This is a genomic window from Agrobacterium sp. InxBP2 (assembly GCF_026191755.1).
Classification (GTDB): domain Bacteria; phylum Pseudomonadota; class Alphaproteobacteria; order Rhizobiales; family Rhizobiaceae; genus Agrobacterium; species Agrobacterium pusense.
This window is the reverse complement of sequence record NZ_JAINDY010000023.1, coordinates 40954-54754: the sequence shown is the minus strand read 5'-3', so window position 1 is coordinate 54754 and position 13801 is coordinate 40954. Positions and strand designations below refer to the sequence as shown.

At 59.6% G+C, this 13801-nt stretch carries 12 protein-coding genes and 1 pseudogene; 5 read left to right on the top strand and 8 right to left on the bottom strand.

Features of this window, described 5'->3' with window-relative positions; genetic code table 11:
- Window positions 1-114: 114 nt before the first annotated feature.
- Window positions 115-1008: a helix-turn-helix domain-containing protein gene (locus K7A42_RS07015; RefSeq protein WP_202048944.1), complete on the bottom strand. Its 894-nt coding sequence runs from the start codon at window positions 1006-1008 to the stop codon at window positions 115-117.
- Between the two features lie 222 nt (window positions 1009-1230).
- Between K7A42_RS07015 and K7A42_RS07010 the strand changes: the two genes are divergently transcribed.
- Entirely contained in the window at window positions 1231-1407 is a 177-nt protein-coding gene (locus K7A42_RS07010) for a hypothetical protein (RefSeq protein WP_004444725.1), read from the top strand.
- A 126-nt stretch (window positions 1408-1533) separates the two neighbouring features.
- On the opposite strand, the gene katG is transcribed toward K7A42_RS07010, so the two are convergent.
- The gene (gene katG / locus K7A42_RS07005) at window positions 1534-3705 is read right to left on the bottom strand and encodes a catalase/peroxidase HPI (RefSeq protein WP_112552761.1); all 2172 of its coding nucleotides are present in this window, start codon (window positions 3703-3705) and stop codon (window positions 1534-1536) included.
- A gap of 205 nt (window positions 3706-3910) precedes the next feature.
- Between katG and K7A42_RS07000 the strand changes: the two genes are divergently transcribed.
- The gene (locus K7A42_RS07000; RefSeq protein ID WP_037092575.1) at window positions 3911-4819 is read left to right on the top strand and encodes a hydrogen peroxide-inducible genes activator; all 909 of its coding nucleotides are present in this window, start codon (window positions 3911-3913) and stop codon (window positions 4817-4819) included.
- Between the two features lie 19 nt (window positions 4820-4838).
- Here the strand turns inward: K7A42_RS07000 and K7A42_RS06995 are convergent, their stop codons facing one another.
- A complete protein-coding gene (locus K7A42_RS06995) occupies window positions 4839-5381 on the bottom strand; it encodes an NUDIX hydrolase (protein ID WP_064264130.1) in 543 nt (180 codons plus the stop codon).
- Window positions 5382-5494: 113 nt separating this feature from the next.
- Between K7A42_RS06995 and K7A42_RS06990 the strand changes: the two genes are divergently transcribed.
- The 3 genes from K7A42_RS06990 to K7A42_RS06980 all read left to right on the top strand — a co-directional run bounded on the left by K7A42_RS06990 (window position 5495) and on the right by K7A42_RS06980 (window position 8022).
- Window positions 5495-6139, top strand: coding sequence for a DUF47 domain-containing protein (locus K7A42_RS06990; protein WP_022563805.1), 645 nt, complete (start codon window positions 5495-5497; stop codon window positions 6137-6139).
- Window positions 6139-7143, top strand: coding sequence for an inorganic phosphate transporter (locus K7A42_RS06985; RefSeq protein ID WP_004444749.1), 1005 nt, complete (start codon window positions 6139-6141; stop codon window positions 7141-7143). Before K7A42_RS06990 ends, K7A42_RS06985 begins: the two co-directional genes overlap by 1 nt.
- Before the next feature lie 87 nt (window positions 7144-7230).
- Window positions 7231-8022: a Ku protein gene (locus K7A42_RS06980; protein ID WP_142187598.1), complete on the top strand. Its 792-nt coding sequence runs from the start codon at window positions 7231-7233 to the stop codon at window positions 8020-8022.
- Here the strand turns inward: K7A42_RS06980 and ligD are convergent.
- The 5 genes and pseudogenes from ligD to K7A42_RS06955 form a co-directional block, all read right to left on the bottom strand.
- A pseudogene (ligD, locus tag K7A42_RS06975) lies at window positions 7976-8962 on the bottom strand (non-homologous end-joining DNA ligase); the annotation flags it as partial. The gene K7A42_RS06980 and the pseudogene ligD overlap by 47 nt on opposite strands.
- Window positions 8963-9026: 64 nt before the next feature.
- Window positions 9027-9854: a Ku protein gene (locus K7A42_RS06970; RefSeq protein WP_174150475.1), complete on the bottom strand. Its 828-nt coding sequence runs from the start codon at window positions 9852-9854 to the stop codon at window positions 9027-9029.
- On the bottom strand, window positions 9851-10138 hold the full coding sequence (locus K7A42_RS06965; protein WP_004444758.1) for a hypothetical protein: 288 nt from the start codon (window positions 10136-10138) through the stop codon (window positions 9851-9853). Before K7A42_RS06965 ends, K7A42_RS06970 begins: the two co-directional genes overlap by 4 nt.
- A 41-nt stretch (window positions 10139-10179) precedes the next feature.
- Window positions 10180-11073: an SDR family oxidoreductase gene (locus K7A42_RS06960; protein ID WP_174150474.1), complete on the bottom strand. Its 894-nt coding sequence runs from the start codon at window positions 11071-11073 to the stop codon at window positions 10180-10182.
- Between the two features lie 245 nt (window positions 11074-11318).
- Complete coding sequence (locus K7A42_RS06955) at window positions 11319-13658, bottom strand: EAL domain-containing protein (RefSeq protein WP_174150473.1); 2340 nt, start codon at window positions 13656-13658, stop codon at window positions 11319-11321.
- Window positions 13659-13801 lie beyond the last annotated feature (143 nt).

The window sequence follows — 13801 nt, the reverse complement described above, 5'->3', positions numbered from 1 at the left end:
TTTCAATATATTGTGGATATTTCCTGATGCACGATGTCATGCTCTGGCTTGCCCGAGATTCAAACAGGCGGTCGCCCACCACGTTCTACGCATCAGGACGCAAATCCCGCCTTTTCAAAGCAGCCTGTGCAGACGTCGCCAGGCAGCAGGCGTGTTACCCACGGACTGACGGAAAGCCTTGGTGAGATGAGCCTGATCGGAAAAACCGAGCTGGGCAGCAATATCGGCCACCGTCAGATCGCCTTCCAGCAGAAGTTTCTGTGCGGCATCGATACGCCGCTCAAGTTGCCATTGCAGAGGTGTTTTGCCGGTTGTCTGGCGAAACACCGTGGCGAACCAGCTTTCCGACAGCCCGACAATATCGGCCATCTCGGCGACCGTCATACGGTCATCACCGCGCTTTTCCACGCGGGCGAGTAACCGGTTCATCTGCGCCTGCGTCAACCTGCCATTGGCCTGCTCGGGCGTTGGTCCGGGAATATCCAGCAAGCCGGCAACAATACTGCCGACGAGGCTTTCGGCATAAAGCGGATGTTTCTGCGGCTCGGCCAGTTCATCCACCAGCAGGCCCGCCAGGGTTTCCACGCCGCCGATATCCTGTATCTCGACCGGACGGCGTAACGCGGTCATGGCCGCCGAACCGCCGACCGCCGGGGACAGGAAGCGGAGAAGCCGGTCCTTGTGGATATGCAGGTTGAGATGGGAAAAACGATGCGCGGCGTTGCTGCCCGTCCACATGGGCACGCCTGCCGGCACGTAAACCGCCCGCGTCATCGGCCGCGAATGCTGCGAAAGCTCGCCGTCGCGATTTGATATGCGGATCCGTGACGAGACGTCGTTGAAGAAAATCATGATGCGCGGATCGGCGGCGAGATAATACCCTTTCGCCCCCACTTGGCTCTCCGCCTCCCAGAAAGCGCTGACCAGCCCGTCGAACTGGCGCCACTTGACCGGCGCGGTGACGCTGATCCCTTCCGTGTACCAGGTCATGGAATGCCAGAAACCCAATGCAATTACCGTCCGGTTGTCGAGCCGAGGCCGAGGCGTGGAAACAAACGTGGCACAGGGCAGTCGTGGCGATCACCCTGCACGCCGCCATAACATGACTTATCTATTCATGTTAATAGCAAAGTTCATTATGAATAGAAACATTCTCCCCCCAAATGGCTGGAACCTCTGCCCGGGACGACCGTTGAATTCCTGACAGGAACCAAACGAGGGAGATTATTCATGGACCGCAACAAGGAACCCGGCGACTTCGCAGAGAAGAAGCGCGAGGAACAGGGCCGCGGCGTCATCGTCGCCGGACCGGATGCCCACGAGAATGAAAAGAGCGGCAGAACCCCGTCGCAGGGGGCGGAGAAATCATCCCCGGAGCGTCCGGTGCCGTCTTCCGACCGTCGGTGAGCCGCCGCCGCGTCCAGCACATTTGCGCAACGCGTGTGAGGGCGCCAAGCCGACCTACGAGAAGTCGAAGACAAAAGCGCCTCCCCGATCACTCAGGGAGGCGCTTCTTAGTGGCAAACAGGCTCGTTACAGAAGATCGAAACGGTCCGCGTTCATCACCTTCGTCCAGGCGGCGATGAAGTCGCGGACGAATTTTTCCCTGTTGTCGTCCTGTGCGTAGACTTCCGCATAGGCACGCAGGATCGAGTTCGAACCGATCACGAGATCGACACGAGTGGCGGAGTATCGTGCCACGCCAGTCCTGCGGTCACGAATCTCATAGAGATTGTTGCCGGTCGGGACCCAGGAATAGGCCATATCCGTCAGCGTCGTGAAGAAGTCGGTCGTCAGGGCGCCGGGCTTGTCAGTGAACACGCCATGTGCCGCACCGCCATAATTGGCGCCGATGACGCGCAGGCCGCCGATCAGCACTGTCAGTTCCGGCGCAGTCAGGCCGAGAAGCTGGGCGCGGTCCAGCAGCAGTTCTTCGGGGCTGACAACATAGTCCTTCTTGATCCAGTTGCGGAAACCATCCGCCAGCGGCTCTAGCGGAGCGAAGCTGTCAGCATCCGTCTGCTCGGCGGAAGCGTCGCCGCGGCCCGGTGCAAACGGCACGGCGATATCGAAGCCGGCCGCTTTCGCGGCCTGTTCCACGCCGTAATTGCCGGCCAGAACGATGACATCCGCGATGCTCGCACCGGTTTCACGGGCAATCGGCTCGAGAACCGAAAGCACATGGGAAAGACGGGCGGGCTCGTTGCCTTCCCAATCCTTCTGCGGGGCAAGACGGATACGTGCACCATTGGCGCCGCCGCGCTTGTCCGAACCGCGGAAGGTGCGGGCACTGTCCCAGGCGGTGGCAACCAGATCTGCGACCGGAAGACCCGAAGCGGCGATCTTGGCCTGTACGGCAGCCACATTGTAGCTCGTGGAGCCTTCAGGCACCGGGTCCTGCCAGATCAGGTCTTCTGCGGGAACGTCCGGTCCGAAATACCGGGATTTCGGCCCCATGTCACGGTGCGTCAGCTTGAACCAGGCGCGGGCGAAGGCTTCTGAGAAATGATCCTGATCATCCTTGAACTTCAGCGAAATCTCACGGTAGATCGGATCGACCTTCAGTGCCATGTCGGCATCGGTCATCATCGGGATGGTGCGGATCGAGGCATCCTCGACGTCAACAGGCTTGTCTTCTTCGGCAATGGTGATCGGCGCCCATTGCGATGCACCGGCGGGGCTGTGCGTCAACGTCCACTCATGCTTGAACAGCATGTCGAAGAAGCCATTGTCCCACTTGGTCGGATGGCTCGTCCACGCGCCTTCAATACCCGAGACGACCGTATCACGACCGATGCCGCGGCCCTTGGTGTTGATCCAGCCGAGGCCCTGATATTCCGGGCCTGCGGCTTCGGGATCAGGGCTGAGATTGGCCGCGCTGCCATTGCCGTGCGACTTGCCGATCGTGTGGCCGCCGGCGGTGAGCGCCACGGTTTCCTCGTCGTTCATGCCCATGCGCGCGAAGGTCTCGCGCATCTGCGCGGCCGTCGCCAGCGGATCGGACTTGCCGTTCACGCCTTCGGGATTGACGTATATGAGACCCATCTGCACGGCGGCAAGCGGGTTTTCCAGCGTTTCCGGCTTTGTCACGTCGCCGTAACGACCGTCGCTCGGCGCCAGCCATTCCTTTTCATCACCCCAATAGGTGTCCTTTTCCGGAGCCCATATGTCTTCACGGCCGAAGGCGAAGCCGAAGGTCTTCAGGCCTGCAACGTCGTAGGCAATGGTGCCGGCGAGCGCGATCAGGTCTGCCCAGGAAATCTTGTTGCCGTACTTCTTCTTGATTGGCCACAGCAGGCGGCGGCCCTTGTCGGTGTTGACGTTATCAGGCCAGGAATTCAGCGGCGCAAAACGCTGGTTGCCGGTGTTGGCGCCGCCGCGGCCGTCCGTTACGCGATAAGAGCCGGCGGCATGCCAGGTGACACGGGCCATCATACCCACATAGCTGCCCCAGTCAGCCGGCCACCAGTCCTGGCTGTCGGTCATCAGGGCCCGAAGATCGGCCTTGAGGGCCTCGACATCAAGCGTCTTCAGCGCTTCGCGATAGTTGAAGGAGGTGCCAAGCGGATTGGTCTTGGTGTCGTGCTGGTGAAGAATATCGAGGTTCAGCGCGTTCGGCCACCAGTCGGTCACCGATTTGCCGGAAGCCGTATTGCCTCCGTGCATGACGGGACATTTGCCAGCCGGTTTTGAAGTTGCGTCCATTTCGCCCTCCGATGGGTTTAGCAATTAAACAAAATAAGTTCGACACGGGCAGCGGTATGAATCAGCGTTCGCAAAGGGTTACTGCCAACCGCAGCGACACCGACGGCCTTTCACAGCTACAGCCTCTTTCTGTCATGATGATGAGTAGCAGGCGGGTTCCATAATTTCCAATTGTATATTCTAAAGGGTGCGATATGCTGAGCTTATGATTGCGCTCTCCATGAAACATCTCCGCTATTTTGACGCTCTGGCCAAGATCGGCCATTTCGGGCGTGCTGCCGAGGCCTGCGCCATTTCGCAGCCCGCCCTTTCGCTCCAGATCCGTGAACTGGAAGAACTGATCGGCGCACCGCTGGTCGAAAGAGGCAACCGGCAGATCAGGTTGACCGCTCTTGGCGAGGAGTTTGCCGACCGCACCCGCGCGATCCTTCAATCGGTCGATGAGCTGCAGGATCTGGCGCGGGCTCGGCACGGGCCGCTCAGCGGCCGCCTGCGCATTGGCGTCATTCCGACTGTTGCTCCCTATCTTCTGCCGCAGGTCATCAAGACGCTTACGAGACATTACCCCGGGCTGGAAGCACGTCCGCGAGAGGCGGTGACGCAAAAACTGATCGAGGACCTTCTGGAGGCCCGGCTGGACATGGCCATCGTCGCCCTCCCCGTCTCGGAACCGTCGCTGGAGGAAATCCCGCTGTTTTCCGAGGAATTCATCCTGGTGCGGCCGATGGAGGATGCGGGCATGCCGGTGCCGAGCGCCGACAAGCTGGGCGAAATGCGCCTGCTGCTTCTGGAGGAAGGCCACTGTTTCCGCAATCAGGCGCTATCCTTCTGCAGCACCACGAATGCGCCACCCCGCGTGCTGATGGAGGGGAGTTCACTATCCACGCTGGTGCAAATGGTCGGCGCCGGCATCGGCGTCACACTCATTCCACAAATGGCCGTCGACATGGAGACACGGCAGTCCACGGTCTCGGTCTTCCGTCTTGCGGAACCGCGACCGTCCCGCACCATCGGTATCGTGTGGCGGAAGAGTAACCCGCTTTCGGCGCAGTTCGCTCATATTTCGGAGATCGTCCGAGACTGTGGTCTTCAGAAGCTCGGCCTCACATCCTGATGGCTACGGTCTCAGGTCTTCATGCGCTTCGGCCTTGCGGGCCCTTCCGTTTGCCCTTTGGCTTGAAATCGACCAGCAGCGATTTCAGCTCGATATCCCTGACCCTTCTTGCGGCCTCGTCCGGGCGAACCCATTCCACCAGGCGCTCGCCACGCTCCTTGAATTTGGTTTCCGCGCCCGTTACTTCGATCTGAAACACGTCCACGACGCAGGGGACGACTTCGCCATTGTCGAGCATCTTGAGATAGGTATAGCGGCCGACCGCTTCCTTTCTGACCCGGCCACGGACACCGGCCTCCTCCCAAGCCTCAATTGCCGCGGCCTCATGGGGCTTCTTGCGCTTCATCGGCCAGCCGCGCGGAATGATCCAGCGACCGCTGGTGCGTGAGGTAACGAGCAGGATTTCGACATTGTCATCGCCCCCGCCATATCTAAAGCACAGCGCAGCATATTGCTGCCGGAAAGCGCCTGTGAAGAGCTTTTCCGGAACCGCAGCAAGCTGCTGAAGCAATGTCAGGGGGCGGGCCGGGCGGGATTTCCGGCTTTTTTTCGTCGATTTCATATCCGTTGATAGTGCTGATTTTCCGGGTTGCATCAATGCCCCGCGTGCATTTATGACAGTTTTATGACAATTACCCCCCACAACATTAAAAGCGCCACTGAGGGCCAATTCGCATGATGAGCTTTTTCCGCAAACTGATGCCGCGCGAGGATCGTTTCTTCGACCTGTTCAGCAAACATTCCGAAACCGTCATCAAAGCGGCCGAAGCCCTGGACAGCCTGTTGAGCGGCGTCGATGTCGAAAAGAACTGCGATCTCATCGTTGCCCTCGAACATCAGGCGGACGACATCACCCGCGACGTGTTGCTTGCGGTGCGACGCAGTTTCATTACGCCTTTCGACCGCGGCGATATCAAGGACCTGATCCAGTCCATGGATGACGCCATCGACATGATGCACAAAACGGTCAAAACCATCCGTCTCTTCGAGCAGAGCGAATTCGACCCGCTGATGAAGGAGATGGGCCATGAGATCGTGCGCGCGGCGAGCCTGATCGCAGAGGCCATTCCGCTTCTCGAAAAGGTCGGCACCAATGCCCAGCGCCTGTCATCGATCGCCGAAGAGATCACCCGCGTCGAGGGGCGCTCCGACGACCTGCACGACCAGGGACTGAAAGACCTGTTCCGCCGCCATGGCGCCGCCGGCAATGCCATGGCCTATATGATCGGCAGCGAGATCTACGGCGAACTCGAAAAGGTGGTTGACCGCTTCGAGGATGTGGCCAACGAGATCAGCGGCATCGTTATCGAGAACGTCTGATGGATGTCGCACTTGCACTGCCGCTTCTTGTCGGCCTCATCGCCATTGCGCTGTTCTTCGATTTTCTGAACGGTCTTCACGACGCCGCAAATTCCATTGCCACGATCGTTTCCACCCGGGTGCTGCGGCCGCAATATGCCGTTGCGTGGGCGGCCTTCTTCAATTTCATAGCCTTCCTCTTCTTCGGCCTGCATGTGGCGGAAACGCTCGGCACCGGCATCATCGATCCGGCCATCGTATCTCCGCAGGTGATTTTCGCGGCACTGATCGGCGCGATCGTCTGGAACATCGTCACCTGGATTTTCGGCATCCCCTCCAGTTCGTCGCACGCCTTGATCGGCGGCCTCGTTGGCGCAGGTCTGGCAAAGGTCGGCTTCAATTCCATCGTCTGGTCGGGGCTGCTGAAGACAGTCGGCGCAATCTTCATGTCACCGGCTATCGGCTTTTTCCTCGCGCTGCTTCTGGTGCTTGCGGTATCGTGGCTTTTCGTGCGGCAGACGCCCTTTGCAGTCGATCGCACCTTCCGCGTCATGCAGTTCATCTCCGCCTCGCTATATTCGCTGGGCCATGGCGGCAATGACGCGCAGAAGACCATGGGCATCATCGCCGTGCTGCTGTTCAGCCAGGGACATCTCGGGGAGAGTTTCTACGTGCCTTTCTGGGTGGTGATTTCCTGCCAGTCCGCCATGGCGCTCGGCACCTTGTTCGGCGGCTGGCGCATCGTGCATACGATGGGTTCAAAGATCACGCGGCTCAACCCAATGCAGGGTTTCTGCGCTGAAACCGGCGGCGCATTGACCCTGTTCGGCGCCACGTGGCTCGGCATCCCGGTCTCCACCACGCATACCATCACCGGTGCCATCGTCGGCGTCGGGGCCGCACGGCGCGTCTCCGCGGTGCGTTGGGGACTGGCCGGCAACATCGTCATCGCCTGGATCGTGACCATGCCGGCCGCGGCACTGATTTCCGCTTCCGTTTACTGGCTGACGTCGCTGTTCGGCTGACTCCCTGCCCCATCGGCCCCTCCCGGAACAAAAACCACACCGTGGCGGTTTGATCCGGGAGATCAACGGGCAAGCGGATCGCGGGAAATGGCACGTCAGGTTTTCTGGAAGGGTTATCTGAAGCTCTCGCTGGTGACGGCCTCCGTATCGCTGACACCTGCAACGACAGAAGGCAACAAATACCGCTTCCACGTTCTCAATCGCAAGACCGGCAATCGCGTCGAAAGCCGTTATGTCGACAGCGTCACCCATCGCCCCGTTGCGGCGAAAGACCAGGTGAAGGGTTTTCCCCGTGGCGAGGACGATTATGTGCTGCTTGAGGATGACGAGATCGATGCGGTGGCGCTCGAAAGTACCCGCACCATCGATATCAAGACCTTCGTGCCAAAAGGCTCCATAGACTGGATCTGGTACGACCGACCGCACTTTCTTCGCCCGGAAGACAAGATCGGCGCCGAAGCCTTCAGCGTCATTCGCGAGGCCATGACGGCAAACGGCGTTTTCGGCATTGCCCGGCTTGTGCTCTACCGGCGGGAACGGGCCGTGCTGCTGGAACCTTCCGGTAAGGGCATCATCCTGTGGACATTGCACTACGGCGAGGAGGTGCGCGAAAGCATCGACGCTCTCGACTCGAAGATGAAACTTGAAAAGCCGCTACTGCAGGCCATGGAAAAACGCATTTCCAGCCAGATGACGGAGTGGAAACCAACGTTGGTTCAGGACCCGATCCAGAAAAAGATCAAGTCGCTGCTCAAGAGCAAAGGCAATGAAGCGCCTGCCTCGAACAAGAAGGCCGGCACCAAGGCCCGAACCGGCGGCAACGTCATCAACATTATGGACGCTTTGAAGAAAAGCATCGCGGCCGAAAAGAAGCGCTGAGACGCGGTCTTAGCGCGCCCTTTTTCGGCAAAACTTCCGCGGCGGCAAAAAAGCCCTCCCAGGGATCATTCTTCCGTGCGGAAAGGCGTGCCCCGATGTTGTTGACCGTGAAGTGGGCAGGACCGATATCGGCCGTGAGTTCGGACCATTCGAGGAGGGCGGAGACCGGTGCACCCGGCCGCGCCCGGGTCGAATAAGGCGCCACCGCGGTATTGCCGCGACCGTTGCGCAGATAGTCGATGAAAATTCGGCCTTTGCGTTTTGCCTTGGTTGCGACCGAGAGATACCTGTCCGGCTCGGCCGTCGACATGTCTGCGGCCATGGCTTTGGCAAATGCCTTGACTACCGTCCAGCCCGCCTGCGGCTTCAGCGGGGCAACCACATGAAGCCCCTTGCCGCCTGATGTCTTGACGAAAGCTGCCAGACCCGCCGCTTCAAAACGCTGCTTCAGTTCGAACGCCGCCTCTATCACATCCTCCCACGAGACATCCTCGGCGGGATCTATATCCATGGTGATCATATCCGGCTTTTCCCAGCTCGCGGTGGTTGCTCCCCACGGGTGGATTTCAAGCGCCGCAGACTGCACGAGCGCCATTATGCCGTCAAGATCGGTGATGCGGATCAGGGGTTCACCGGCCTTGTCCTTTGGATCCCTGATCTGTTCTATGGCCTTGTTGATGCCGCGCCAGGCGTGTTTCTGGAAAAACCGCTGCCCTTCTATACCCTCCGGGCAGCGCAGCAGCGCCAGCGGCCTGTTGACCACGAAGGGCGCCATCTGCTTCCAGACCTGGGCATAATAATCGGCAAGACCTTCCTTCGTCACGCCGTCATCCGGCCAGTAAAGGCGGTCCGGGTGAGTGAACTGGATGGCAGACTGCGGCGGCCTGGTGTCGTTCACGGCCTTCTCCTCGCGTTCAATTTCTTGAGCAGGCTTATCCTTCGTCCTTTTGGGCTCAGGGTCTTATCGAAGCTGCCTTTGGCGTTATCGGTCTGCAATCCATGGATCAGCTCGCTTTCCGCGACGTCTTGCGGCCTGACGGCTTCGCTTTTTTTCCAGCGTCTTCCCTTGCGCTGCGACGAAGCGCCTCCTTGAGATCAATCACATTGTCATGTTTCTGCGGCGCCCGCTTGCGGATTTCCCGGCCTTCAATCTTGGCTTTCACCAACTCCGCAAGTGCATCGTTGTAACGGTCGCTATAATCGGAGGGATCGAAGGTGCCGGCCCGCGTTTCGATGATATGACCGGCAAGTTCCAGCATTTCGTCATCGAACTCGATGTCCGGGATGGATTTGAAGACGGTGTTCTCTGCCCGCACCTCGTAACCGAAGTTCAGCGTAGTTGCGACGAGCGCCCTGCCGCTCGGGCGGATGAGGACCACGCGGTTGCGACGGAACATCACGGCCTCTCCAAGAGCAGCAACATTTTCGTCTTCCATCGCTCTGGCAAGAAGCGTCAGCGCCTCCTCGCCACCTTCCTGTGTGGGCGCTAGATAATAGGATTTGTCGAAATAAAGCTTGTCTATGTCATCGCACTGGAGGAAGTGCCGGATACGGATAACCTTGTCATTTTCCGGCATCAGCTTTGAGATTTCGTCACCCTCGATGACGATGTAATCACCATTATCGCGTTCGTAGCCCTTGACCTGCTCGTCCCGGTCGACCGCCTCGCCGGTATCACTATCGACATATTGCCGCTCCACGCGGTGGCCCGTGTTGCGGTTGACGATGTTGAACGAAATTTTCTCCGACGAGGTCAGCGCGGAATAAAGACCGATTTCACAATTCAAATCGCCAAAGACTAGATGGCCTTTCCAGCTCGCCCTCCTGTTCATGATGCCCGCCCATGATTGTCGTTACGCGACGAGCGGCCCCCATTCCGGTCTGCGGCAAGAATGCGCTCGATGGCAGGAACGTCCGCTTCCGCAAGAACCGGGACAGGGTCGGAGGCCATGGCTTCCAGCACTTCAGGGGAAAGGCCGCCATTGCGAATGACCCATTCCATGGCCTCTCTCGTCTGCCTTTCCGCCTTCAGCTGCGCGTAAAGGGCCAATATCAGCCGGTCGCGTACATCGAAGGGTTTTGCGTCCGTTTGTGAACGTCGTTCGTGCCTTTTCATGTCTGCTCCTCGACCAGCCAGCTGGCGACAAAGTCATTGCCTCAGGCAATACCCTTGCCGCCGGTCACGCCGTAAACCTCGCCATTGATAAAACTGCCGTCCTGCGATGCGAGCAGGACATAGACCGGCGCAAGCTCCACCGGCTGGCCGGGGCGGCCAAAATCGCTATCCTTGCCAAAATTGCGCACCTTTTCGGTGGGCTGGCCGCCGCTCGGTTGCAGCGCCGTCCAGAACGGGCCCGGTGCGACAGCGTTGGCGCGCACACCCTTGTCTATCAGCTGCTTCGCGAGCGCTTTGGTGTAGGCAACGATGCCCGCTTTTGTGGTCGCATAATCCAAGAGGATTGCGGAAGGCTCGTAGGCCTGTATCGAGGCCGTGGTTATAACGGAAGCGCCTGGCTTGAGATGGGGAACGGCGGCCTGCGCAATCCAGTGAAGAGCATAGAGATTGGTCTTCATCGTGCGGTCGAAATCTTCGGTCGACAGCTCCTCGATATTCTCGCGATATTGCTGTCTTGCGGCATTGATTACCAGAATATCCAGGCCGTTCAGATCGCCAGCCGCTTTTTCGACCAGTTCGCGACACCACCCTTCATCGGTAATGTCGCCGGGTAACGCCACCGCCAGACGGCCCTCTGCCTCGATGAGCGCGACCACCTCCTCTGCGTCGGATTCCTCTTCAGGAAGGTAGGAGATCGCGACATCCGCTCCTTCTCGTGCGAAAGCTATTGCCACCGCACGGCCGATGCCGGAATCGCCGCCCGTTATCAGCGCCTTGCGACCGGCAAGTTTTCCCGAGCCCCTGTAGCTCTTCTCCCCATGATCCGGCAGGGGCGTCAAGTTGGTCACGAGACCCGGCATCTCCTGCTCCGGCGTGGAAAAAGGCGGGCGCGGATACTGGCTGCGCGGATCCTGGGGCTCGAGGCGGTCTGTCATTGCGGGCTCTCCCAATAAAAGGTGTCCATTCGTCGCGCGCGGCCCGGGAAAAGCTGATCCGACAGCTTTGTCCGAGCGGTTGTCCGGCGCCGGAAGTGGCAGCGACAACACGGCGCGCCACACGCAACCCTAACGATCTGCGCAGGCTCTCGTTCCATGAAATCAGGCTGGGAGGATGAATGGCCGAGCGTGGAGGCCGACATGGAGATGGCCGGCAGCGCGCCCCACGCGCTGCCGCGCCTTCCTCAAACAGTATATTTCTTCCGCGTGGTTGTACCCGCGGCCTGTGCCGGCGCCACATCCGGCTTGCCAAAGAGATAGCCCTGAGCCTGCGCGCATCCTTCATCGACGACCATGCGATATTGCGCATCGGTTTCGATTCCTTCCGCCGTTACCGGCAGATCGAGGCTGCGGCCAAGGCCGATAACCGCGCGCACGATGGCACGGGCATTGTTGTCATCGCTCATGGCGGCAATGAAGCTGCGATCGATCTTGATCTTGTCGAAAGGGAAGCTCTGCAGGTTGCTGAGCGAAGAATAACCCGTACCGAAATCATCCATGACAATGGCAACGCCAAGCGCTTTGAGCTGGGTCAGAATTGTCAGCGTCGCCTTTCGGTCTTTCAGCAGGGCAGCTTCGGTGATCTCCAGTTCCAGCCGGTTGGGCGAAAGGCCGGTCTGCATCAGGATGGTGCAGACGACATGGCCCAGATTGGCCAGGGAAAATTGCAGCGGCGACACATTGACCGCGATTTTCAGATGCGGCGCCCAGGTGTTCGCCTGACGGCAGGCCTCGCGCAGCACCCATTCGCCGAGCGAGATGATGATACCACTTTCCTCGGCGATCGGGATGAACACGTCCGGAGGCACCACGCCTCTTGTGGGATGCTGCCAGCGCACCAGCGCCTCATAACCGACGACCTCACCGCATTCGACGGAAAGGACCGGCTGGTAATTCAGCACGAGCTCATCACGATTGATTGCCAGCCTCAGATCCGTCTCGAGCTGGCGACGCTCGCGCGCCTCCTGATCCATCAGTGGGTCATAAAAGGCCAATATGCCACGGCCGCCCATCTTGGCCCGATAAAGCGCGAGATCGGCGGCATGCAGGATGCTTTCGTCGTCTTTTCCGTCGCGTGGAAAGACGGCAATACCGATGCTGACACCGACGGCGGTCGGATCATTGGCGGCATTCATTTTCAGGGCGAACATGGCGAGGATCGTCTCGGCAAGCAGGCGCGCTTCTTCCGCCTTGGTATGCCGCGCGGTCAGAATGACGAATTCATCACCACCGAGCCGGGCGACCACATCGCCAGATCTCGCGCATTCATCGAGAATCGCCGCGACTTTCTTGAGAACCCTGTCGCCTTCGGCGTGGCCGAATATATCGTTGACCGCCTTGAAGCGGTCGAGATCGAGCGCGAGCAGCGCAAATTCGTCGCCCTCGCCGCAATGTTCGATCTGCTGGCGCAGCCGCGTCTGGAACATGGTGCGATTGGAAAGGCCGGTCAGCACATCGTGGCGGGCAAGATATTCGATCTCCCGCTGCGCCTCACGCTTCTCCGTCAGGTCGCGGATTGCCATGACCTCGCAGGGACGACCTCGGTATTCGATGGTGCGCACGGCGAGTTCGAACACCTGCGCGCGGTCGGCGCGCTCACGTATGGCCTCTACGGGCGCATTACGGGGTACATAGACGGGTTGCCCATCCGTGGCTCGGAAAAGTTCATCAGGATTCTTTCCAACCAGCGACGTTTCATCGCGCCCCAGCAGGCCTGCGAAACGCGTATTCAGCTCGACGATGCGGCCATCGCGCACGACCGCAAGGCCGTCCAGTGTCGCGTCGACGAGACCCTTGAGGTCGACGAGATACCGGTCCACGAGCGCCGCAGTCGCCGTTGCGGAAAGGATCAGGAATGTCACGCCGGAAACCGCGCCGATCATGATCAGCCGGCCGAGATTGTCGGGGTCTGGTCCGGAAATGGACGGGTCGGGCGAAAGAACGGTGGCCGACACCGCAGTGAAATGCAGCGCGCAGATTGCAAGGATCGACGCTGCGGCGGGAAAAACGATGCGCTTCCAGGAGCCGAGGCGGTGAAACAGCCAGGAGGACAGAAGAAAAGACGCCCAGGCGACGGCAAAACCGCCAAGAACAGCCCCCCATTCGTAGCTGACCGTGGCGGCGACATCGATTCCCGCCATTCCGACGAAATGCATGACGGCAACGGACAGCGTCAGCAGGGTGGCAGAAATCACCGGGCCGTAGATTGCCTGCGTGCGGGCATTGAGCGCCAGCCAGAAGCCGAGTACGGCAAGAACGGCCGAGAGAGCGGTGAAGGAAAAATCGAAACCGATGGGAACAGTGCCCTTATAGGCGAGCATGGCCACGAAATGAGTGGCCCAGACGCTGAGCCCCGCCGCAAAGGCGGCAACCAGGACCCAATAGGGCTTTCGGCCGGAAGGACTTTCCTCAGCGCGCAACAAGAGGTGAAAAAAGGCGAGCATTCCCAGCAGACAGATCAATGCCGCAAGAAGCACGATCTCCCGATCGTGTTGGACGGCAACGCATTCCAGCACCGTGAACATGATGCACTCTCCCAGCCTCTGAAGAACCGCTCACGATGGCACTATGAAAGTGGTTTATTTATAAATCTCTAATGCAACTATTGATATCTGCCTCTTCTCAACAAGAATCCTGAGTAGAGTCCGGGCCGGTGTGCCAGGCTGTA